Below are 21,067 nucleotides of genomic sequence, written 5' to 3'. Positions count from 1 at the left end.
GATTCAGGCACGATACTGGAACGTTTAGGAAAAGGGTCAGGTTTTATCGGGATCTTCGTAGCGCCGTTTCGCATCCAGCGCTTCCTGTTCAGTCTCGTGTTCACTGATCAGCGAGTCCGGCTTGGGGTGATCGGCACGCAGTTGATACCAGGTCACGGTATGACCCGTCTGGCCTTTTTCAACGGTAACAATGCGTGCTTCACGCGGATAGGGAGGTCTGGTTGGCATAGCTCATCCTTTTTTTATGTCTGAGCTATAAGTATAGACGCCGGTTAGCTGGCACAAGCCAAACGCAGGGCGGTAATAATCTGAATCACAACGTCTTCGGGAGAGGCTGACGCATCCACCACGTGGTGAGCCGCTTCGCGGTATAGCGCATCGCGTTCGGCCAGCACTTCGCTCACCTCTTCGCTGAGCGGCCTGGAGGTCAGCGCGGGGCGTTGCCCCTCTTCCGGAAAGGCTTCCAGCCGCCCTACCAGAGCCGACACCGGCGCGCTGAGATAAATCACAATCCCCTTTTCGCGCATAAAGTGGCGATTACACTCAGCCAGAACAATGCCGCCGCCAGTGGCGATCACGGCAGACGGGGTGGTGACCGCTTTCAGCGCGGCGGTTTCGCGCGCGCGAAAGCTCTCCCATCCCTCTTGCTCAACAATCTCGGCGATGGTTTTTCCGGCCTCGGTTTGCAGCCAGTGGTCGGTATCAACAAACTGGCGATGACACACGCGTGCCAGCTCCAGGCCAACGGTGGTTTTCCCACAGCCGCGGGGGCCAACTAAAAAGATGGGTTGGGTCATGCCAGGTGTTCCCCTTGATGCCGAATGGCTGAAGAGTGTAAAGAAATAATTGCAGAAGATGTTGCGATTACTTTACTGCAAAGCGGTACGGGATGACAACCCTGTGGACGCCACACTGTACCACAAATTGACAATAATTATCATTACGCTGTGCGGCGTTTCACTTCCAGCAGCCATTTATCCAGCTCGGCAGCGAACTGCTGGCGATCGCGCTGGGACAGGCTGTCCGGTCCACCGGTCTGCACGCCGCTGGCCCGCATCGTATCCATAAAGTCGCGCATGGTGAGCTTCTCGCGAATGGTCGAAGGCGAGTAACGCTCCCCGCGCGGATTGAGCGCCGCCGCCCCTTTCTCCAGCACTTCGGCAGCCAGCGGAATATCCGCCGTGATCACCAGATCCTCCGCGCTGCACAGGCGAACAATTTCGTTATCCGCCACGTCGAACCCGGCCGGCACGCGCAAGGAGCGAATGAACCGCGAAGGCGGTACGCGAATATTCTGGTTCGCCACCAGCGTCAGCGGCATCTGAACGCGCTCGGCGGCGCGAAATAAAATCTCTTTAATCACGTTCGGACACGCGTCCGCATCAACCCAAATCGCCATATTGTCTCCCCATAATGAGTCTGCCGACTATTGTCGCCTGCATTTCGTTGTTAAGCTATCAATCAGAGAAAACAACGCATAATGACGGAGAATCGTGATGGACAAGAAAATCGGGTTTATCGGCTGCGGTAACATGGGCAAAGCCATCCTGGGCGGTCTGATCGCCAGCGGGCAGGTGCTGCCGGGTCAGATTTGGGTCTATACCCCGTCACCGGACAAAGTCGCCGAGTTGCGCGATCAATATGGGATCAACGCCGCCGAAAGCGCGCAGGAAGTCGCCCAGGTCGCCGATATCGTCTTTGGCGCCGTCAAGCCGAACATCATGATCAAAGTGCTGAGCGATATCACCTCCAGCCTGAATAAAGAGACGCTGGTCGTGTCGATTGCCGCGGGCGTCACGCTCGATCAGCTGGCGCGCGCGCTGGGTCACGATCGTAAAATCGTCCGCGCCATGCCCAACACCCCCTCGCTGGTCAATGCCGGCATGACCTCCGTCACGCCTAACGCGCTGGTGACCACAGAAGAAGTGGCCGACGTGCTGAATATTTTCCGCTGCTTCGGTGAGGCAGAAGTGATTGCCGAATCGATGATCCATCCGGTGGTCGGCGTGAGTGGCTCAGCCCCTGCCTATGTGTTCATGTTTTTAGAAGCGATGGCCGACGCCGCCGTGCTTGGCGGAATGCCGCGCGCGCAAGCGTATAAATTCGCCGCGCAGGCCGTCATGGGCTCCGCCAAAATGGTGCTGGAAACCGGCAAACACCCGGGTGAACTGAAAGATATGGTCTGCTCCCCGGGCGGTACCACCATCGAAGCGGTGCGGGTGCTGGAAGAGCGCGGATTCCGCTCGGCCGTCATTGAAGCGATGGCAAAATGCATGGAAAAATCAGAGAAGCTGAGTAAATCCTGATTTCTGACCGGGCGTCAGGCGGCCACTTCGGTGCGGCCGCGCCCGGCATTTTTCGCCCTGTACAGCGCCACGTCCGCCGCCTTTAGCCACTCCCGATAATGTCCAAACTGCGGCCCCCAGGGGGCAACGCCTACGCTGATGCGCAGCGCTTCTTTTGGCGCGCACGGTAACGTCAGTTTTTCCAGCCGCTCATGCAGTCGCGACATCACGGCGATGGCGCTTTCCGCCGCGGTCTGCGACATAATCACCGCAAACTCATCCCCGCCAAACCGACCGATCGCATCGCCTGACCGTACCGACCGCTGGAGCTGACGCGTAATAGCGATGATCGCCTCGTCGCCCACGTCGTGCCCCCAGGTGTCGTTGATGTTTTTAAAGTGGTCGATATCAATCAGCAATATCGTGGCGGTGCTGTGGTCTCGCCGACAATGCTCAAATTCAATTCGCAGCAGCATTTCCCAGTGCCGACGGTTAAAGACCCCGGTCATCCCGTCGCGGGTGCTCATCATTTCCAGCCGCTGCTTATGTTCCGCAAGCCTGACGGCGGTTCGGTGGCTGAGCCAGGCAAACAGCATGGGATACAGCACGAGCACGGGTAACGTTAAGCCCCACTCCACGAGGTCGGGGTTGAAGACGGCCACTTTCCCGACGAGTGGCAGGGTCACCAGCGCGGAGAGCAGCGTCAACGCGATCCCCGGGATAAACAGACGACAGCCGCCGGAACCCATCATATTCATCCCCACCATCATCACCAGCGCTGCGGTGGGTAACGCATTCATCCCCATCACGCCTATCCAGAGCCCGGCGATAATGGCATCGATTTTAAGATTGAAAATTTCCTGCTGATGAGGTGAAGCGGCACGGCAGGACAGCTGCCAGGCAAAATGGGGCCAGACGAACGACCACCCCACCAGTAAAAGCCACCAGCCACCGGGTAAAAAATGGGTGACCAGCATCCCCGCAACGGGGAAAAACATCGCCGCCAGCCCGACGGCGCGCGCCAGCCGAACTCGCCGGGCAAACTGAATGCCGGCGCGGTGAGGGTCATCCTGAGAAAGGGTTAGATTCCACTCTTCCCGAATGCGCTTTTTGTTGTAATACGTTTCATCATTCATCATTTTTGGGAATATTCTGAAACATTTTCCCAAATTATAGAGAGGGGGTCTGCGGGGAAAGTATGAAATTTCGGGTGAGCCGCCGGAGCCGCTCACCCGTTTGAACTACACTTTTTTCTTCAGGCACGCGCTCATGAACTTGCTGCGGTCGTCCCCCTTCAGGGACTGCTCGGTCGCTTTCGCATTACACTCGCGCATTTTTTGCTGCTGCGGCGTCAGGCTTTTTTCAGCCGGCTTCGCGGCGCCATTTTTAAGGCAGTCGCTCATGTAGGTCTTGCGGGCATCTCCCTTCAGACTCTGCGACGTCGCCTGTTGATTACAGGTGGTCATACGCTGTTGTTGCGGCGTTAGCGTCTTCTCTTCCGCGTTCGCCGATGCGACCAGGAACAGGCCGGAGAGCAGAGTAACCAGTAATGTTGTTTTCATTGCACCATCCTTTTGTGAACATTCCCTGTAAGTCTGGTTCGTGACAGGAAAAAAACCAGCCGACAGATGTGATTTCCGCCGGGATTTTATCATTTAAAACCTAGCGCTGCCTTCATGGTGTAGAACAGATCCGTTTGATCGGTCAGGCCTACCACGTTTGCCGCGTGCGGGCCATAGGCAGCAATGCGCAGCTGGGTGCCCGTGTGCTCCATGGACTCTTCCTCAGAGTTGCCGTAGCTCAACACCATAACGGCGCCATCCTTGGTATTCAGCGCCTGCGTCAGGCCCGGGGCTTTGGTATCTGGCGGGATGATCTGGCTGGCGTGCGCATGGTCCGCGGTGACGATCACCAGGGTGTTGCCGTCTTTTTTCGCGAACTCAAGCGCCTTCTGCACCGCTTCGTCCAGATCGACGGTTTCGCCAATCTGGCCGCACGGATTCGCCGCATGATCCTGCTTATCGATCGACGCGCCCTCGACCTGCAGGAAGAACCCTTTTTCGCTCTTGCTCAGCAGAGAGATGGCTTTATCGGTCATCGCCGCCAGCGTCGGTACGCTGTCCGTGCGTTTCGGGTTAGGCGTACAGGTTACGACAGGTTTATCGATATTGCCGTGATAAGAGGCTTTTGGTCCTTCCCAGCGCACGGGCATGTTGCCGTCAGAGAATAGCCCCAGCAGCGGCTTGTCCTGGTTCGCCTCGGTGATGGCTGCCAGCGAATTTGCATCACTCACCAGCTGATAGCCGCGGGCCTGCGCCTGCTCGCGCAGCGTTTTGCCCTGCCACTCGCCCGCCGTTGCGGTTTCTGCGAAGGTTTTCGCGCCGCCGCCGAGGGTCACGTCAGGACGCGCGTTCAGCAGCTGTTCCGTAATCGAGCCTTTGCCGCCTTTTTCCAGCGCGTTCGTCGGGCATTTTTCGCTGGTCACTGACGGACCGTAGCATTTACGCGAGGTCACGTGCGCCACCAGCGCCGCGGGCGTTGCATCCTGAAGTTCAGCGGTGGAGACGTTGCCGGTCGCCAGGCCCGCCGCTTTTGCCATCTCCAGAAGGGTTTGATGATCTTTTTCGTGAATATCCACACCCAGCGCGCCATTATAGGTTTTCACGCCGGTGGACCACGCCGTAGCAGAGGCCGCGGAGTCCGTGACGTAATCCGGTTTACCGGTTTTTTTATCCAGCGCGTAATGGGTATATTGTCCGGTCAGCGGTAATGCGTCGATGCCTTTAAAAAAGCCGCCCGCACCCTCGGCATAATTTCGCGCCGCCGTGATTTCGGAATCCCCCATTCCATCGCCAATAATCAGAATAATATTTTTCGCCGGCTTATCATTCAGCGAAGCGCGAATAGCGGCAGTTTGATCTTCTGATAAACGGCGTGCGCCGCCAGGCTGGGTGATATCCCCTTTTGCCGCGCGATTATCCAGCACGCTGGTTTGGGCAGTATCGGCATAAATGGCAGGGGTAATTAACGGGGGAAGTAATGCGATGAAAAGTGCGCTCTGTTTCAATTTATTTTCTCCATGTACAAATACATAAAAATAAAAACAGAGCGACTATAGGCATCCTGCATGACAATTCTATGACACGTCGTTACGTCCTGTGACGGTTTAGCTGCGCGGATGCCTTAACAGCTTCTTTACGTACTGGTGGAGCATCTCGGCATCCTCAACCGGAACCTGCGATTCAGGCCTGACGCTGTCCAGCGCGCCTTCCACGCTCTCAATCAACGCCTGTTGATCGGTTTTCGCCATTTGTCGCAGCAGCGCGGTGACCACAATTTCCAGCGCTTCGACCTGGGCTACCAGCTCTTTTGACTCCTCTTCCTTTTGCGCCAGCTTTACCAGCAATTCAGCAATGAGATTTTTCATCGTGCCAGTTCCTTTTTCAGTTTTGTCTGAAGTTAGCATTCTGAATCCATAATGCAAAGAGAAGAAATTTATTATGGTATGCAAAAGTGATGCAGGAATGAAAATAAAGGACCGCCGCGGTGAGCGAAACGTTTTTCTATAAAAAAGCGCCGCATTTTGTTATATAAAAATGCGGCTACCATAAGAATATATAATACATCAACAAAACGATTATCTCGACGATTTCGCTTCCGCCATTTGTCTGCGGCGACGCAGCGCAATAACCAGCTGGATAATATTGATTAAAACGACAATCGCCGTGGCGGCAAATACCCAACGAAAACCGGCCATCGCGGAAACGGATGCGCCAATAAGCGGACCGGCAACATTCCCCAGATACATAAATGACTGGTTATATCCAAAAATACGCCCCGTCACCTGATCGCTGGAATATTTAACCAGCAGGGTCTGTACCGCAGGCAACATTGCACCATCAGCAAACCCGAGCAGGAATCGCAATACGCCAAGCTGAAGCGGAGAGGTGACAAACGACATCGCGAAGAAGAGCACGACCGCAAAGATCAGCGTCGCCATCAGGATGCGCGCCGTGCCGATCCTGTCACCCAGTTTTCCCAGACGCGGCGCGGAAATCAGGGCGGATACGCCCGGCACGGCGGCAATCATGCCGCTCAGAAAAGCGATATTTGTACTTTCCGGCTCCATCGACTTGATAAACAGCGCCAGAATCGGACCGACCGAACCGTTACAAAGCTGGATAACCATAGTGGTCACAAACAGGCTGATCATCAGTCCAGGATAGGGCAGCGAGGCGAAGACGGCCTTGCCGCTCAGGCGTTCAGATTTACTGATAACCGGGCGGCCTCCCTCTTTGATAAGAAAGAGCGTAACCAGAAAACTGACCACCAGCAGGATCGCGGTGATGATAAATACGGCGCGCAGCCCGACGTGATCCGCCAGAAAGCCGCCCAGCAGCGGACCGCCGATGACGCCGCTTATTTGGGCCGTGGAGAGCGTACTCAGCGCCCAGCCGCTACGCTCGCGCGGCACCTGAGAGGCGACCAGCGCCATGGCATTTGGAATGTACCCGGACGTCAGCCCCATCACCGCACGCAGGAAAAACAGCTGCCAGACGTTGGTGGCGAAGGCCTGGAGCAGAATGGCAATCGCCATCCCGAGCGAGGCGCGCAGCAGCATCAGTTTTCGGCCTTTACGATCCGCCAGGCTGCCCCACATCGGTGACACAATGGCGGAGACCAGAAACGTGACGCTGAACGTCAGGCCGGACCACATGGAGAGCGCTTCATGCGAGGTCACCCCCAGCTGCGAGACGTACAGCGGCAGGAACGGCAGGATCTGGCTGATGGCCAGCCCGGTAAAGAAGCAGCCGAACCAGACCGAGATGAGATTAACTTTCCAGGATTCCATAAAGAAATAGTCTTCATTTTTAGGCGAATTCGCCTACAGATTAGCAAGTTACGCGTTTTGACGTCGCACCAGAGATGCGGCCCGACTGACTTTGGTGTTTTATCTTCCCAGTCATCATATTTGTGAAATAAGTCACAATCCATCCATTTTCTGGCGGAATATTATGCTTCACCGACAGAGTCCGAAACCGCGCATTCCCAGATGAAAATGGTTGGCATGCGCCGCGTTATACTCCGGCCCCAGGCCGTTTCCGTAGTAGCCGCAGCTTGCCGCCAGCATGGCCTTCAGCCATGGCTGCGTTGTTGCCGCCTTCCAGCCGTTCAGCACCGTGACGCGCTCCCCGTTCGCTAGCCGAAAGGCGGCGATATCCAGCGCCTCCGCCGTGGCATGCTCACTGCGTCGCGCGTCAGGGCGGTGGTAAATGTTGCGGCAGGCAAAGCTGCCGAGATGCTCGATACGCGCCAGATCGCTGCCCGTATAGCGTTTTGTCAACGGCCGGGCCTGCTGGCTGATAAACAGCGCAGAGCTGAGCGCCAGCGGACAGCTGGCAAGAAAGCTGCTGTTCAGGCCGACCGGGCCGAAGTCACGCACGCGCACGACGTTGTTAAGCGGACACGCGCCGCCGCTGTCGGCCACCGGCTGGGTGCGGATGAGAGCTCTTTGGTTAGCCTGCGAAAGCAGGCTTGCGCACGCCTGGGGTGTTAGGCGCCGAAGCTTATACTGGGTGATACGGCCCGGCGGGTCGTCAAGCGTCAGCGGCATGAAAGGGTTGTAGTAAGGCGGCAACCAGCGGTAACCCACCGTTGCAACGGCCACAATGATGAAAATGGTCAGCAGCGTTTTTCCTTTCACTCTCCCCCCTCAACATTCCCCAAAACATTATGGCAGAAGGCCGCGAAACCCGCCGGGCATCGTGGTATGTTATTGGCTTTTCGTCAGACTGGAAGAGAGTGAGATGGCTAAGCAGCGCGTAGGTATTGTCTTTGGGGGAAAATCAGCGGAGCACGAAGTGTCATTGCAATCGGCCAAAAATATCGTCGATGCGATCGATAAAAGCCGTTTCGACGTCGTGCTGCTGGGCATTGATAAACAGGGGCAGTGGCACGTTAACGATGCTAGCCAGTATCTGCTGAATGCTCACGATCCGGCGCACATCGCCCTTAATCCTTCGGAAGTGAGCGTCGCCACCGTACCCGGCGTCGTGAAGGGGCAGCTCATCGATGCCGGCAACGCGCAGGCACTCGCCCAGATCGACGTTGTCTTCCCTATCGTTCACGGCACCCTGGGCGAAGATGGTTCCCTGCAGGGCATGCTGCGCATGGCCAACCTGCCGTTCGTCGGCTCGGACGTCCTCGGCTCTGCCGCGTGCATGGACAAAGACGTCACCAAACGCCTGCTGCGCGATGCCGGGCTGAATATTGCGCCATTCGTGACCCTCACCCGCGCCAACCGCGACAAGCACAGCTTCGCGCAAATTAGCGGAGAACTGGGTCTGCCGCTGTTTGTGAAGCCTGCAAACCAGGGCTCCTCCGTGGGCGTCAGCAAAGTCACCAGCGAAGCAGAGTTCACGCAGGCTGTCCGTCTGGCGTTTGAGTTCGACCATAAAGTGGTGGTTGAGCAGGGCATCAAAGGCCGTGAAATTGAGTGCGCCGTGCTGGGCAATGATTTTCCACAGGCGAGCACCTGCGGCGAAGTGGTGTTAAACAGCGACTTCTATTCGTACGACACCAAATACATTGATGACAAAGGCGCGCAGGTTGTCGTTCCTGCGGATATCGATCCGGCGATTAACGATAAGATCCGGGCGATCGCCATTCGCGCTTATCAGACGCTCGGCTGCTGCGGCATGGCGCGCGTGGATGTGTTCCTGACGCCGGAAAACGAAGTGGTGATCAATGAAATCAACACGCTGCCGGGGTTCACAAACATCAGCATGTATCCGAAACTGTGGCAGGCCAGCGGCCTGAGCTACCCGGAACTGATCACCCGCCTGATCGAACTGGCGCTGGAGCGTCACGCCGCCGACAGCGCGCTTAAAAGTTCCGTAAACGGTTAATCGGCGCGCTTCGCCTCATCCGCTGTCGTCTCTTCAGGACGACGGCGGATAATCAACCCCGCCAGCCAGAAACTTATCACCCAGGTCACCAGCCCGACGGCATAGGTTTGCCATCCTTTTGCTTCAAACCCCAACAGGCCCACGACACCGTTAAGAATAAAGATCAGCCCGATAGCAAAGGCGTAGTAGTGCCAATCACGGCGTAGTTTGGACGTGAGCTTCATAACAACTCCGGCAGGAAAAAAAGACATCCTCTCACAGTTTTACGGCCAGGTCTGTGGCAGATACGGAAATTCTGAAACGCGACGCAATTTCACTTAAGTGATGAAATTGTGATGTGCTGCAGAAATCGGCAATCCAGGAGGATTCCGGCGCGCAAATTACCACGATTCTGATATTGACAAATGCGATGACCTGTCAAACTCACCCCGTAAGACGCGTATTAAAACAGAGTGATACCACGGGAGGTCAACATGGCTGACTTTACATTGTCGAAACCGATTTTTGGCGGCAAACCAAAAACCTCCACGGCGGGTAATATCGCTTATGCCCTGTTTGTCCTGTTCTGCTTCTGGGCCGGTTCCCAGCTGCTCAATATGCTGGTCCATGCCCCTGGCGTTTATGAACACCTGATGCAGGTGCAGGATAACGGACGCCCGCGAGTTGAGATTGGCTTTGGCGTCAGCACCCTGTTCGGCCTGATCCCCTTCCTCGCGGGATGTATGATTCTGGGCGTTGTGGCGTTAGTATTGCGCTTTCGCCGTCGCCGTTAAAGCCCCATACAGCGCGCCCGGCGATCGTCCACGCGTTTTGCGAACCATGCGGTGGTCAGGTTACGGGTGATCTTCGGGCTTTCCAGCTGGATCCCCGGCAGGATCGCCCTCGGTAACGTTTTCCCGCTTTTCTGCTCCGCAAGCGCAAACACCTTGTTGTACAGATCCGTTTTCTCAAAGGCCAGGCTGTCGCCTTTCTCAAGCTGACGGCGAATGTCGCTGTTGCTCAAGCCAAGCGTGGTCGATAATTTCCGTACTGCCAGCTCGGTGCTTCCCGCCTCGCTGCTGCCGTAAGCGATGAGATCGCCGTCCAGCGCCAGCTTAACGCCGCTTGCGCGGCTGACCGCACTCTGGAATGCCGCATTACGGCTGGCATACCAGCCCGCGTTAAAGTCGGCAAAGCGGTACAGCGGCTCATTGTAGTTCGCCGGATAGTTCAGCAGATGATACGTGCCGAACCATAGCCCACCGCGCAGGGAGAAGACCTCCTGACGCACCGTACCGTCGATTTTCCACGGATAGCCGTCGGTATGCTTCTCCGCGAACGCAATGCTTACCTGCATCGGGCCACCGGTGTGTACCGGGTTCAGTGAGCCAAACAGCTTCTGCCCCATCGGGACCATACTGATGAAATCATCAAAGATGGCGCTGAGCTGTTTTTCGGTTTTCACCGCGTCCAGCCGTTCGCTGTAGCTTTTGCCGTTCGGCGAGGTGATTTTAAGCGCGGTATGCACGAGGAAAACCGGGATATGCATGGACTCCGCGCGGCGGTCGATCTCTTTCCAGGCAATTTTGTTCAGGCCTGGCACCACCGGGTCTGACTGGTACATCGACTCCTGCTGCGCCACCGCCAGCACCGAGCAGATATTCTCCTCGGTCGGCGCGATCTTTTGGCTTTCAAAGGTTTTTGCCAGCGCATCTGCCCACGCGTTGCGATCCTTCACGCTGGCGGGCATTTTCTGCCGCACAACGCTCGCCACATCGACGGGCTTCTCCCCCTTTTTGAGCGGAGCGGCCCCTTTTTCGGCACAGCCTGCCAGCACAAGAGCGGCCAGCAAGGACAACGGTAACGCGCGCGGTACGGCAAAAGACATAGCAACTTCCTGTATTAGCTAAATGTGTTAGTGACTTCCTGCAGGTCACGATCGTCCAGCTCACGTTCAAAACTGCGCAGACGTTTGTAGATGGACATCAGTTCTACCAGGGTGGTCCAGGAGCTGATCAGGTACTGGAACGACCCGCGAACCTGACCGAAAACGTTGGTGATCTGCGTCATCAGACCGAGCGTAATCGTACCCGCAACAATCGACGGGAACAGCAGGAACAAACCGAAAACGTTATCCACCTGTAGATACAAAATACGGGCAATGTTGAAATACATATAGTGGAAGTAGAGTCGGAAGTAGTTACGACGCACGGCGCCAAACAGCTCGCGGACGGTTGGCGGCGAGGCGCGGTTGGCGTCATCTTCGCCGTAAACCAGTTCTTTACGGTAAGCGGCTTCCACGCGTTGATTTTTAAACTCCAGGCCCGGCAGTTTGATCCCCACCACCGCCAGCAGGCCCGTGCCCATCAGCGACCAGACGATCGCGGCAATCACCAGACCATAAGGAATATGGCCGACAATCGGCAGATCCGGCACGTGCGCCGAGAGCGTCACCAGCACCGGCAGGAAGGCGATTAGCGTCATGATGGCGTTGATAAAGCTGACGCCCATGTCTTCAAGGGTGGAGGCAAAACGCATGGTGTCTTCCTGCACACGCTGTGCGGCACCTTCGATATGGCGCAGGTGCTGCCAGTGCGCCATATAATGTTCGTTCATCGCGGTACGCCAGCGGAAAACGTAGTGGCTGACGAAGAAGTTGTTCATCACGCCGATAATCACCGCAATAAGGGCGATACCGAGGAAGACGCCTACTTCATGATAGAACTGGTTGATGGTCACCTTATGCGGCGAGCTCAGCGCGGTCTGGATCAGATCGTAGAACGGCGCATACCAGGCGTTAACCGCCACGCCCACCTCCACGAGGAACCAGGTGACAAAGATAATTAGCGATGTGCCGAGGATAGACCAGTACTGCCAGCGGTGCGGAGAATACATAAACCAGAACAGCGCAAACAGCCCCACGCATACCGTGTAATAGGCGTAAAACAGCAGATAGCTCAGCGACCAGAAGCGCGCCGCGCTAATCGGCACCTCGCCCGTTGCTCCCGTGATGCGCGTCAGCCATGCGCCGCCGCCCGCCTGCCAGAAAATGACAGCGATGAGTGCCCAAATAAATGCCGACAGGAAAAAAGGCCCCGGCTTTGGGAAAAAAGACTTAAACATAATGCTTCCTTCTTGTTGTTATGGCTGTTGCTGTGCACAACACGTTACCACATGAAAAACCTGCCCGAGCCAGCCTCCCGACTCAGGCAAAAAGGTCAGACCCGAGGGTTGATTATTAGTTCGCTTTCCAGTTTTCGAGAATTGTTTCGGTGCGTTTCACCGCGAGAGGATTCGCCGGCGCGATGAAGTTACGCCAGACGTCGTTGTGGTGGTTAATCAGGATCTGCGCATCTGCCGCCGGGCGATTGGCGGTAGTATGGGCATCTTCCGCCACGGTGATGTGATAACCCCGGCTAACGCCGTTCTTGATCGTCGCATCGACGCAGTAATCGGTGGCGCAGCCGCAGATGACAAACTCGCGAATGCCCTGCTCACGCAGCAGCGCCTCAAGCACGGTGTTATAGAAGGCATCACAGGCGGTTTTGGTCACATATAGCGCGTCAGCTGGCTGATGGAGTTCAGGCAGTAGCGCAAACCCTTCACTTCCCTCTTCCAGGCCCCCTGCCTCGGTATGCTGAATAAAAATGACCTTGTCGGCTGCCTGCGTAAGCTGGTTGATCAGAGAGACACATTTTTCGCGCTGATGACGAGGGGTTTCAAATACCCCGTTCTGCATATCGACAACCATAACCACACGCTTCTCAGACATACCGTTCTCCGTAAGATTGAGTGACACTGGTGCCTATCATAAGCCCGATGTCACAAAATGGGAGATGGCTCGTAAGTAAATTGTTCATATTTACCCATGGTTACGTTTTTCTCGCTATCGTTATGCAATTCGGGGCATTGCGCGGTACCGATTAGTAGTATAAATACCCATTACTTTCTTCATTCACTTCATGGATGCTTTTCGTTGAAACGTTGTCTGCTCTCTTTTGCCGCGCTGTGTGCGGTGAGCTTTTCTACCGCCCAGGCAGCCCAACCGCTGACGGCGCCCGTTTTAGCTTCAGATATTGCCGACCGCTACGCGAACCTTATCTATTACGGCAGCGGTGCGACCGGGATGGCGATGGTCGTCATCGACGGCAACCAGCGTGTGTTCCGCAGCTTTGGCGAGACGCGCCCAGGAAATAACGTTCACCCGCAGCTGGATTCCGTTATTCGCATCGCGTCCTTAACCAAGCTGATGACCAGCGAAATGCTGGTGAAACTGCTCGATCAGGGCGTGGTAAAACTCGACGACCCGCTCAGCAAATACGCGCCTCCAGGCGCCCGGGTTCCAACCTGGCAGGGTACGCCGATTCGGCTTGTGAACCTTGCCACCCACACCAGCGCCCTGCCGCGTGAGCAGCCAGGCGGGGCGGCGCACCGTGACGTATTTGTCTGGCCAACGCGCGACCAGCGCTGGAGCTACCTTAGTACCGCCACGCTGAAGGCGGCGCCGGGTTCGCAGGCCTCTTATTCAAACCTGGCCTTTGACCTGCTGGCGGACGCCCTTTCAACGGCGGCTGGCAAACCCTACACGCAGCTTTTTGAAGAGCAGATAACCCGTCCGCTGGGTATGAAAGACACCACCTTTACCCCGTCTCCGGATCAGTGCCGTCGCCTGATGGTGGCGGAGAAAGGCGCTAGCCCCTGTAATAATACGCTCGCGGCCGTGGGCAGCGGCGGGGTCTATTCCACGCCTGGCGACATGATGCGCTGGATGCAGCAGTTCCTTTCCTCAGATTTCTACGCACGCAGCAGCCAGGCCGATCGCATGCAGACCCTGATTTATCAGCGCACTCAGCTGCAACGCGTCATCGGGATGGACGTGCCGGGTAAAGCCGACGCGCTCGGTATGGGCTGGGTCTATATGGCACCGAAAAATGGCCGTCCGGGTATTATTCAGAAAACAGGCGGCGGCGGTGGATTCATCACCTATATGGCCATGATCCCGCAGTCAAACGTGGGCGCATTTGTGGTGGTCACCCGCTCCCCGCATACGCGTTTCGTCAATATGAGTGACGGGATTAATAACTTAGTGGCTGAACTGAGCGCCAATAAAGCCCAGGTTCTCACCGCGTCTAACTAATTTTAATATTCCGTGGGCAAGCGGTTGATGCTGACCAGCTTGCCCCGGCTCATGTTGATATAATTTCCCTGCCTCAGGGCGGCAAGCACCTCGGCAACAACGGAACGTGAAATTCGTGTGCTCTGTTGAATATGATTCATCACACCGATTTTTGAACGCAGCGTTTCATCCCATTCCGCCATATTCAGCAGCATCGAGCGGATCTGGTGATAGGAATTATTTCCCACCAGCTGCTTATCGCGTTTCTCGAGAATGTAAGTTATCCAGGATAACCAGCAGAAGGCCTCTTTCCAGAGTGAATACTGCTGGATGAGTTGACGGGTGGTTTCCGTGGGCAAATAAAAACCGGTACAGGCCGTTTTAGCAATCACCCTGTATTCGTGAGAGTGATTAATCACCACCGTAGATAGCCCGAATATAAAAGGGGCAGTCGCAATCCCCACCAGTAATTCATCAGAAGTTCGATAAACCTCTATAACGCCGGTTTGTAATACGATCGTACAAGGCTCATTCCATTCCTCTGACGTAATTAATTGCTGGGGCGCACATGTAAAAGGGGTACTGGCCGCTGTTAAATACTGTTCGAGCCGGCGTAATTCAGAAAGCGGTTTCGCATTAACGTTCATGCAGACCTCAAGTCATCCGTATTTGTCGGTCCAATATTATTTTTATTGCTTCTATAAAAAGCGGGGGAGATAACCACTCCCCCGCTTTTATTCATTACCAGGTATATTTCACGCCCAGATTTGCGCCCCAGTTCTGATCAACGTCGCCGCCGCCCAGATAAGTGGCATCGGTGTACGCACTGAAGTTCTTCGTGAAGCTAAACTGGGTGCCCAGCCCTACCCGCACAGCGGAGCCTTTCACGCCGTTATCAATGCTGTCACCGTTAATATCGGCATTGTTATCGGCATCGTCATAGACGTAGGCCAGTTTGAAGTAAGGCGTCAGAGCCTGTTCGCCGCCGTAGTTGAAGGTGTACCCCGTATCAACACCGAGTTCATAACGCAGGCTATCGTATGATTGTCCATCTACGCGCATGTCATTGCTAAGACGATAATCATCGCCAGACTGGAACAGGCCAGATACGGCTGCATATGGCGTAACGTAGCCAGAGAGGTTTGGTTTCCAGTCATAGCCCAGCTTCAGCCCAAAACCAACAGCATCATTCGTGGTATTGCCGTCAACATACTGACCGTTGCTCGTGTTGGCAGAGAGATCGCTGTTGAAGCGGGTGTAGCTCAGGGAGCTGTCGAGGAACAGATCGTTCATGAACTTCGCTGACGCATAGATCATCGCAGTCTGGCTGTCCTGATCGACCTGACCGGTACGATCGCTGGTATCACCCTTCGCGAAACCTGCCGCACCACCGACGATCCACTTCGCGTTATTACCGTCAATCTGGGTGTCCAGACCCACCATAATACCGCTCACGTCCTGATCGTAGCTGATAACGCCATTGTCACCGTCGAAGTTGCCACCGAAGTAGCTCACCCACGCCCCGCCGTTATCCGCCAGGCCGTGACGGCTGTTGGTCAGACGCGTGCCGACGGTATCCTGCTGCAGATTCCAGATATTGGTATTGGCAGATGGGATGCTCAGCGCCATATTGGCAGAGTCGGTCAGCTCTTTCTGCTGAAGGACAACGGCGTCACCCTGCTGCTGCGCCTGATAGGTGTAAGCACCCAAATCGGCTTTGTTTGCGGCAGTAAAGCTGGCTGTGGTATCCGCGTTATTGTCATAGACGCGAATAATCTCTTTGTTTTTGTAATCGGCAACTGAACCGGCACCGGTCGCATCGTCGATGCGCACCTGGTAGTTACCTGCAACGTCACCGTTTACTGACAGATGGCCATCAGAGTTAATTGCCACAACACCGTAGTCGTAATCGGCATTGTACTTATCGTTAGTGATATAGCGTGCGTTGTTCAGATCGCTGTTCAGGACGTAATCACGGCTGGCAACGTTCAGCACCCCGCCATCGGTCAGTTCCATATTGTGCGTATCAACCTGACCCAGCCCCAGCGCCAGCTCAGCACCGTTATCCACGGTGATGGTGTTGGCATACAGTTGGGCCGTTTCTTCCGTCAGTGCCGCACGGCTATAGCTGTCCAGATACAGATGGTCGGTCGCCACAGCACCGCTGTCTCCAATATTCATTGATGAAGCATTGGTCAGGGTGATGGAGTCCGCCAACAGACCAGAGTCTTCAACGTTAACCTGAGACTGGTTGTTTACCGTCAGCGTGTCGATGTTAGAAAGCTTGCGGGTATCCCACTCTGAGCCGTTATCCAGCGCGATGTTAAACAGCCCGCTCTGATACACCGCTTCACCCGCAACGTGTCCGTTGCTGTCATAAATGGAATCCGGCCAAATGCTGTTAGGGGATAAGCTACTCCAGTCTACGTTGCTGTAGCCCAGGCCATACATCTGCGCTGGGCCGATAGCCTCGACGCTGGACTGTGCTGCGCCGACCCATTTGCTGCCGTTGGTCAGGGTGACATCCAGCTTATCGGTGCCATCCCAGCCGTTGGTGGTTGGGTTATAGACACCGTCTGCAGTCGTATCCGTTGCCGGATCGCCGTTCGGATAGAAGTTGTTGTCGAAGGTGCTGGAGAACAGAATATCGCCAGTAACGGTGGAATGATCGAACGTGGCAGTGGTCTGCATCGCGTTATCAGACGCGCTAGCGGCAACGATCAGCGCCGCATCATCTGCTGCCGTGGCATTCGTTTCACCGTAGTCGCTCGGCTTCGCGGTTTGACCGTAGAACCCGCTGGTCCCCAGATCGCGGTACGCGCCTGAGGTCAGAACGGAGTCTTTCACCACCAGCGTGTCGGTAAATACTTTGCTGCTGTTGGCTACGCCTTCCACACCGTCGTAAGGGGTATTATCCGGCTCCTGATAACCCTGCGTCAGGGTAATACCGGCAATGTGGGAATTATTCTGGATGACAATATCGGACTCCACATCCAGGGTGATCGCATTACCCAGATTATACGTATCCAGATAGTGTCTTTCCGTATTTTCCCCATTCACAACATCATACGCATAATGCTCATAGGTATCGTTAATGGTGGAATTATCTACGGTCAGGCTAAAACGATCGTATTGAGAATGGTTGGTATCCAGGCCGTCAGCACACGAGGGGGTCATACATTCAGAGGTAATCATGCCATTAATGGTACTGTTGGAAATGCTTAACGCATTCGCCCGACCATTGATGCCATCATCCAGATAATATGTTGAAATAACACCATTCACGGTGCTTTTATTAATCACCGGATAAATATCGCCGTCGTGGGTCGCGTCTGAGTAATCCCAGTCGGCATAGCCATAATACCAGGGAGTGGAAGCGGTATTATCGTATCCGAATGTATTATATGTCGTACCGGAAATATCCTTCGCATTGGCCTGAGAAGCGATAGCCAGGGTGCAGGCTAATGCAAGTTGAGATACAACGAGTTTCTTTTTCCATGTTTGCATTGGGTCATCCCTCCTCAGGGACGTAAGCAAGTTTGTCCATCAATGATTTTGCAATGTTTAATTGCGGAGGGAATTATGCATTTTCATTTCGAAAAGGTTCAATGAATGTTTCCATTAAGTCCGTATCCAGACTAATAACACATCAAAACCGAGAAAGCATCTGTCACTACAGATAAATATTATAAAAACAAAGCATTAAAATACAGACAAAACAATAAGACACATATAAAAATAAATAATGAATCATTTCCAATGATGTTTTCTATTTAATATAAAAACAATATGAATAACTCATCTCCATTTCGGCGTTATACTGCCCTGCATTATATATTGATGCCAGAAAGCCAGACCCATCACATTTTACAAAAATAAAATGCCCACTTTTACCAAAACACCTGTCTTCACTTTGAGGTACACTAGCCTTCTTTGTTCCACAAACGTCAGGCATACCATGACCGATTTAATTGCACGTCCCCGCCGCCTGCGCAAGTCACCTGCACTGCGCGCTATGTTTGAAGAGACAACCCTGACCTTAAACGATCTGGTGTTGCCGATTTTTGTCGAAGAAGAGATCGATGACTACAAAGCCATCGAAGCCATGCCGGGCGTAATGCGCATTCCGGAGAAATATCTGGCGCGTGAGATTGAACGCATCGCCAACGCGGGGATCCGCTCGGTGATGACCTTCGGCATCTCTCACCATACCGATGCCACCGGCAGCGACGCGTGGAAAGAAGATGGCCTCGTTGCCCGCATGTCGCGCATCTGCAAAGAGACCGTGCCGGAAATGGTGGTTATGTCAGACACCTGCTTCTGCGAATATACCTCTCACGGCCACTGCGGCGTGCTGTGCGATCACGGTGTCGATAACGATGCCACCCTGCTGAACCTCGGCAAACAGGCGGTCGTGGCTGCTGCTGCGGGTGCGGACTTCATCGCGCCCTCTGCCGCAATGGACGGACAGGTTCAGGCGATCCGTCAGGCGCTGGACGCGGCGGGCTTTACCGACACCGCCATCATGTCTTACTCCACCAAATTTGCCTCCTCCTTCTACGGCCCGTTCCGCGAAGCGGCCGGTACGGCGCTGAAGGGCGATCGTAAAACCTATCAGATGAACCCGCTGAACCGTCGGGAAGCGATTCGCGAATCCCTGCTCGACGAAGCCCAGGGCGCAGACTGCCTGATGGTGAAACCAGCGGGCGCGTATCTCGATATCCTGCGCGACATCCGCGAGCGCACCGAGCTGCCATTGGGCGCTTACCAGGTCAGCGGCGAGTACGCGATGATCAAATTCGCCGCGCTGGCCGGTGCGATTGACGAAGAGAAAGTGGTCCTCGAAAGCCTCGGCGCCATCAAACGCGCAGGCGCGGATCTGATCTTCAGCTACTTCGCGCTGGATCTGGCCGAGAAGAAAATTCTGCGTTAATCCGCTCTAGCGCCGGGTAGCGGCTTCACCTTACCCGGCCTGCTCTAATCTTCACCAAACTGCAATACAACCGACATCTGCTCCTTCTACTGTCTTCGCAAGACGGCAGGAGGAGTAACCATGTTTAGCCTCGATAGCGTTCTCGACGATCTTTGGCCTCAGGCGAGGCCTGCACCCTGGCAAAAAAGTCTGTTAAAAAGACTGTTTTACGAAGACGAATTTCAGCAATTTGCCGCAGCACACCGCCACCTGAAAGGACTGGATATGGTGGAGCAAGTTCTGGAACACCTTGATATTCTCTGCACCGTTTCCGCCCGCGATCTTGAACAAATCCCCGAACATGGCCCGCTGGTCATTATTGCCAACCATCCGACGGGTACGCTGGATGGCCTGGCGCTGATGTACGCCGTCTCCCGCGTGCGACGCGACGTTAAAGTCGTCACCAACAGGATGCTGACGCACCTTGAGCCCCTCAGCTCGCTGTTTATTCCGGTGGACAATATGGGCGGCAGGACGGCGAAATCGTCCCTGGTTCAGATGGAACAGCATTTGCAAAACGCAGGCGTGCTGATCTTCTTCCCGGCCGGAGAAGTTTCCCGCCCCACGCGCAAGGGCATTCGCGATAAAAAATGGCACTCTGGCTTTATCAAACTCGCCAGCAAGCTGCGCGCCCCGCTGCTGCCGGTGCATATTCAGGCGCATAACAGCCTGCTCTTCTATGCCAGCACGCTGGTCTCCCCGACGCTGTCGATGCTGTTGCTGATGCAGCAGATGTTCCGCCGCCGCCACAGCCAGCTGCCGATTAAAATCGGCCAGCAGATTGCCTGGCATCACTGGCACAGCGCCACCCTTTCGTCGCGTGAGATGGCCGAACAGTGCCGTCAGCACGTGATGCGTCTTGGCAAGGGATTGCCTGGCGTCTTTAAAACCCAGTGCGCCATTGCCCGTCCGGAAGACCGGGCCACCCTGAAACGCGCGCTGGCGCAGGCCGAATGTCTGGGCAATACCAGCGACGGTAAAACCATTTATCTTTGGCAACGCAACGGTCAGGAAGACGCCCCGCTGCTGCGCGAGCTGGGCCGCCTGCGCGAGATTGCCTTTCGCGCGGTCGAGGAAGGGAGCGGCAAACGCCGTGACACCGACTGCTACGATGATGATTATCTGCACCTGATCCTGTGGGATGATGAGGATCTGGAGATCGTCGGCGCGTATCGCTTTATGCCGACCGCCAGACAGGTTGAACGTCGCGGTCTGGAAGGGTTGTATAGCTATAGCCTGTTCCACTACGACGACAAAATGCAGGACGTGCTGGAGCACGGCATTGAGCTGGGGCGCAGCTTTATTCAGCCGCGCTACTGGGGACGCCGTGGCCTGGACTATTTATGGTCCGGCATTGGGGCCTACCTGGCGCGTTATCCGAACTACCGCTACCTGTTTGGCCCGGTCTCCATTTCCGGCGGCTTACCGCCTGCCGCGCGGGATCTGCTGGTGGCCTTTTACCGCCTGTGGTTCCCGGCAACGCATCCGCTCGCCGCGTCACGTCAGCCGTATCCCGCATCGCTGCCGGACGTGCTCGCGCAGTTTGGCGGCGTGGATTACGTGGACGATCTGACAAAGCTGAAATCCCTGCTCGGCAATCTGGGCTGCGGGATTCCGCCGCTCTACAAGCAGTATTCCGAGCTTTGCGAACCCGGCGGCGTGCAGTTTATTGATTTTGGCAGCGACCCGGCGTTTAACGACTGCGTCGACGGACTGGTGCTGGTGGATTTGTGTTACCTGAAGGCGAACCGGTATCAGCGGTATATAGAGGCGCATTTAATACCCTCACCCCAGCCTTCTCCCTAAC

The 21,067-nt window shown here is 55.3% G+C and carries 21 protein-coding genes; 6 read left to right on the top strand and 15 right to left on the bottom strand.

Going from position 1 to position 21,067, the window contains the following annotated elements; all coding sequences use genetic code 11:
- Positions 1 to 36: 36 nt before the first annotated feature.
- The 3 genes from yaiA to HB664_RS07770 all read right to left on the bottom strand — a co-directional run bounded on the left by yaiA (position 37) and on the right by HB664_RS07770 (position 1,399).
- Entirely contained in the window at positions 37 to 228 is a 192-nt protein-coding gene (yaiA, locus tag HB664_RS07780; protein ID WP_032638425.1) for a protein YaiA, read from the bottom strand.
- Between the two features lie 44 nt (positions 229 to 272).
- Positions 273 to 797, bottom strand: a complete 525-nt coding sequence (gene aroL, locus HB664_RS07775) for a shikimate kinase AroL (RefSeq protein ID WP_029739752.1) — start codon at positions 795 to 797, stop codon at positions 273 to 275.
- Positions 798 to 940: 143 nt separating this feature from the next.
- Positions 941 to 1,399 carry a YaiI/YqxD family protein gene (locus tag HB664_RS07770; protein WP_010428006.1) on the bottom strand — a complete coding sequence of 153 codons (459 nt, stop codon included), beginning with the start codon at positions 1,397 to 1,399 and terminating at the stop codon, positions 941 to 943.
- A 97-nt stretch (positions 1,400 to 1,496) separates the two neighbouring features.
- On the opposite strand from HB664_RS07770, the gene proC reads away from it, so the two are divergent.
- Positions 1,497 to 2,306, top strand: a complete 810-nt coding sequence (gene proC, locus HB664_RS07765) for a pyrroline-5-carboxylate reductase (RefSeq protein ID WP_023310536.1) — start codon at positions 1,497 to 1,499, stop codon at positions 2,304 to 2,306.
- 14 nt (positions 2,307 to 2,320) lie between these two features.
- On the opposite strand, the gene adrA is transcribed toward proC, so the two are convergent.
- The 6 genes from adrA to HB664_RS07735 all read right to left on the bottom strand — a co-directional run bounded on the left by adrA (position 2,321) and on the right by HB664_RS07735 (position 7,989).
- Positions 2,321 to 3,424, bottom strand: coding sequence for a diguanylate cyclase AdrA (gene adrA / locus HB664_RS07760; protein WP_219940567.1), 1,104 nt, complete (start codon positions 3,422 to 3,424; stop codon positions 2,321 to 2,323).
- A gap of 102 nt (positions 3,425 to 3,526) precedes the next feature.
- On the bottom strand, positions 3,527 to 3,847 hold the full coding sequence (gene psiF / locus HB664_RS07755) for a phosphate starvation-inducible protein PsiF (RefSeq protein WP_023334671.1): 321 nt from the start codon (positions 3,845 to 3,847) through the stop codon (positions 3,527 to 3,529).
- 89 nt (positions 3,848 to 3,936) lie between these two features.
- Positions 3,937 to 5,352 carry an alkaline phosphatase gene (gene phoA / locus HB664_RS07750; RefSeq protein ID WP_219940566.1) on the bottom strand — a complete coding sequence of 472 codons (1,416 nt, stop codon included), beginning with the start codon at positions 5,350 to 5,352 and terminating at the stop codon, positions 3,937 to 3,939.
- 99 nt (positions 5,353 to 5,451) lie between these two features.
- The gene (gene iraP, locus HB664_RS07745) at positions 5,452 to 5,712 is read right to left on the bottom strand and encodes an anti-adapter protein IraP (RefSeq protein WP_024906786.1); all 261 of its coding nucleotides are present in this window, start codon (positions 5,710 to 5,712) and stop codon (positions 5,452 to 5,454) included.
- A 210-nt stretch (positions 5,713 to 5,922) separates the two neighbouring features.
- Positions 5,923 to 7,137 (bottom strand): multidrug efflux MFS transporter, encoded by a 1,215-nt coding sequence (locus HB664_RS07740; RefSeq protein ID WP_094934774.1) that lies wholly within the window; start codon positions 7,135 to 7,137, stop codon positions 5,923 to 5,925.
- Positions 7,138 to 7,305: 168 nt separating this feature from the next.
- Positions 7,306 to 7,989 (bottom strand): extensin family protein, encoded by a 684-nt coding sequence (locus tag HB664_RS07735; protein ID WP_219940565.1) that lies wholly within the window; start codon positions 7,987 to 7,989, stop codon positions 7,306 to 7,308.
- Positions 7,990 to 8,092: 103 nt separating this feature from the next.
- Between HB664_RS07735 and ddlA the strand changes: the two genes are divergently transcribed.
- Positions 8,093 to 9,193: a D-alanine--D-alanine ligase gene (gene ddlA, locus HB664_RS07730; protein ID WP_029739746.1), complete on the top strand. Its 1,101-nt coding sequence runs from the start codon at positions 8,093 to 8,095 to the stop codon at positions 9,191 to 9,193.
- On the opposite strand, the gene HB664_RS07725 is transcribed toward ddlA, so the two are convergent.
- Positions 9,190 to 9,417, bottom strand: coding sequence for a DUF2754 domain-containing protein (locus HB664_RS07725; RefSeq protein ID WP_033144741.1), 228 nt, complete (start codon positions 9,415 to 9,417; stop codon positions 9,190 to 9,192). The two genes, ddlA and HB664_RS07725, sit on opposite strands and share 4 nt — an antisense overlap.
- Positions 9,418 to 9,666: 249 nt before the next feature.
- Between HB664_RS07725 and HB664_RS07720 the strand changes: the two genes are divergently transcribed.
- Positions 9,667 to 9,966, top strand: a complete 300-nt coding sequence (locus HB664_RS07720) for a DUF2755 family protein (protein WP_008503287.1) — start codon at positions 9,667 to 9,669, stop codon at positions 9,964 to 9,966.
- Here the strand turns inward: HB664_RS07720 and HB664_RS07715 are convergent.
- The 3 genes from HB664_RS07715 to HB664_RS07705 all read right to left on the bottom strand — a co-directional run bounded on the left by HB664_RS07715 (position 9,963) and on the right by HB664_RS07705 (position 12,944).
- Positions 9,963 to 11,060: a DUF1615 domain-containing protein gene (locus tag HB664_RS07715; RefSeq protein ID WP_045400611.1), complete on the bottom strand. Its 1,098-nt coding sequence runs from the start codon at positions 11,058 to 11,060 to the stop codon at positions 9,963 to 9,965. The two genes, HB664_RS07720 and HB664_RS07715, sit on opposite strands and share 4 nt — an antisense overlap.
- A 14-nt stretch (positions 11,061 to 11,074) precedes the next feature.
- Positions 11,075 to 12,295 (bottom strand): peptide antibiotic transporter SbmA, encoded by a 1,221-nt coding sequence (gene sbmA / locus HB664_RS07710; protein ID WP_033144739.1) that lies wholly within the window; start codon positions 12,293 to 12,295, stop codon positions 11,075 to 11,077.
- Positions 12,296 to 12,410: 115 nt separating this feature from the next.
- Positions 12,411 to 12,944, bottom strand: coding sequence for an isochorismatase family protein (locus HB664_RS07705; RefSeq protein ID WP_039263886.1), 534 nt, complete (start codon positions 12,942 to 12,944; stop codon positions 12,411 to 12,413).
- A gap of 204 nt (positions 12,945 to 13,148) precedes the next feature.
- Here HB664_RS07705 and ampH point away from each other — a divergent pair, with 204 nt between their 5' ends.
- Positions 13,149 to 14,309: a D-alanyl-D-alanine-carboxypeptidase/endopeptidase AmpH gene (ampH, locus tag HB664_RS07700; RefSeq protein WP_039263885.1), complete on the top strand. Its 1,161-nt coding sequence runs from the start codon at positions 13,149 to 13,151 to the stop codon at positions 14,307 to 14,309.
- A 2-nt stretch (positions 14,310 to 14,311) separates the two neighbouring features.
- On the opposite strand, the gene HB664_RS07695 is transcribed toward ampH, so the two are convergent.
- Both HB664_RS07695 and HB664_RS07690 read right to left on the bottom strand, forming a co-directional pair.
- The gene (locus tag HB664_RS07695; RefSeq protein ID WP_219940564.1) at positions 14,312 to 14,935 is read right to left on the bottom strand and encodes a helix-turn-helix domain-containing protein; all 624 of its coding nucleotides are present in this window, start codon (positions 14,933 to 14,935) and stop codon (positions 14,312 to 14,314) included.
- Between the two features lie 94 nt (positions 14,936 to 15,029).
- Positions 15,030 to 17,795 carry an autotransporter outer membrane beta-barrel domain-containing protein gene (locus HB664_RS07690; RefSeq protein WP_219940563.1) on the bottom strand — a complete coding sequence of 922 codons (2,766 nt, stop codon included), beginning with the start codon at positions 17,793 to 17,795 and terminating at the stop codon, positions 15,030 to 15,032.
- A gap of 451 nt (positions 17,796 to 18,246) precedes the next feature.
- Between HB664_RS07690 and hemB the strand changes: the two genes are divergently transcribed.
- Complete coding sequence (hemB, locus tag HB664_RS07685; protein WP_028017695.1) at positions 18,247 to 19,221, top strand: porphobilinogen synthase; 975 nt, start codon at positions 18,247 to 18,249, stop codon at positions 19,219 to 19,221.
- A 120-nt stretch (positions 19,222 to 19,341) separates the two neighbouring features.
- Positions 19,342 to 21,066 (top strand): lysophospholipid acyltransferase family protein, encoded by a 1,725-nt coding sequence (locus HB664_RS07680; RefSeq protein WP_033144733.1) that lies wholly within the window; start codon positions 19,342 to 19,344, stop codon positions 21,064 to 21,066.
- The last annotated feature ends 1 nt before the right edge of the window (position 21,067 follow it).

Origin of the sequence: Enterobacter sp. DNB-S2 (genome assembly GCF_019443845.1) — a bacterium.
Lineage (GTDB): Bacteria > Pseudomonadota > Gammaproteobacteria > Enterobacterales > Enterobacteriaceae > Enterobacter > Enterobacter asburiae_B.
This window is presented reverse-complemented; position numbering and strand designations above follow the sequence as displayed.

Bases quoted from the DNA above. Each gene is read 5' to 3' on its own strand.
- yaiA (WP_032638425.1), bottom strand. From the start codon at position 228: ATGCCAACCAGACCTCCCTATCCGCGTGAAGCACGCATTGTTACCGTT.
- aroL (WP_029739752.1), bottom strand. From the start codon at position 797: ATGACCCAACCCATCTTTTTAGTTGGCCCCCGCGGCTGTGGGAAAACC.
- HB664_RS07770 (WP_010428006.1), bottom strand. From the start codon at position 1,399: ATGGCGATTTGGGTTGATGCGGACGCGTGTCCGAACGTGATTAAAGAG.
- proC (WP_023310536.1), top strand. From the start codon at position 1,497: ATGGACAAGAAAATCGGGTTTATCGGCTGCGGTAACATGGGCAAAGCC.
- adrA (WP_219940567.1), bottom strand. From the start codon at position 3,424: ATGATGAATGATGAAACGTATTACAACAAAAAGCGCATTCGGGAAGAG.
- psiF (WP_023334671.1), bottom strand. From the start codon at position 3,847: ATGAAAACAACATTACTGGTTACTCTGCTCTCCGGCCTGTTCCTGGTC.
- iraP (WP_024906786.1), bottom strand. From the start codon at position 5,712: ATGAAAAATCTCATTGCTGAATTGCTGGTAAAGCTGGCGCAAAAGGAA.
- HB664_RS07740 (WP_094934774.1), bottom strand. From the start codon at position 7,137: ATGGAATCCTGGAAAGTTAATCTCATCTCGGTCTGGTTCGGCTGCTTC.
- ddlA (WP_029739746.1), top strand. From the start codon at position 8,093: ATGGCTAAGCAGCGCGTAGGTATTGTCTTTGGGGGAAAATCAGCGGAG.
- HB664_RS07725 (WP_033144741.1), bottom strand. From the start codon at position 9,417: ATGAAGCTCACGTCCAAACTACGCCGTGATTGGCACTACTACGCCTTT.
- HB664_RS07720 (WP_008503287.1), top strand. From the start codon at position 9,667: ATGGCTGACTTTACATTGTCGAAACCGATTTTTGGCGGCAAACCAAAA.
- HB664_RS07715 (WP_045400611.1), bottom strand. From the start codon at position 11,060: ATGTCTTTTGCCGTACCGCGCGCGTTACCGTTGTCCTTGCTGGCCGCT.
- sbmA (WP_033144739.1), bottom strand. From the start codon at position 12,295: ATGTTTAAGTCTTTTTTCCCAAAGCCGGGGCCTTTTTTCCTGTCGGCA.
- HB664_RS07705 (WP_039263886.1), bottom strand. From the start codon at position 12,944: ATGTCTGAGAAGCGTGTGGTTATGGTTGTCGATATGCAGAACGGGGTA.
- HB664_RS07695 (WP_219940564.1), bottom strand. From the start codon at position 14,935: ATGAACGTTAATGCGAAACCGCTTTCTGAATTACGCCGGCTCGAACAG.
- HB664_RS07690 (WP_219940563.1), bottom strand. From the start codon at position 17,795: ATGCAAACATGGAAAAAGAAACTCGTTGTATCTCAACTTGCATTAGCC.
- hemB (WP_028017695.1), top strand. From the start codon at position 18,247: ATGACCGATTTAATTGCACGTCCCCGCCGCCTGCGCAAGTCACCTGCA.
- HB664_RS07680 (WP_033144733.1), top strand. From the start codon at position 19,342: ATGTTTAGCCTCGATAGCGTTCTCGACGATCTTTGGCCTCAGGCGAGG.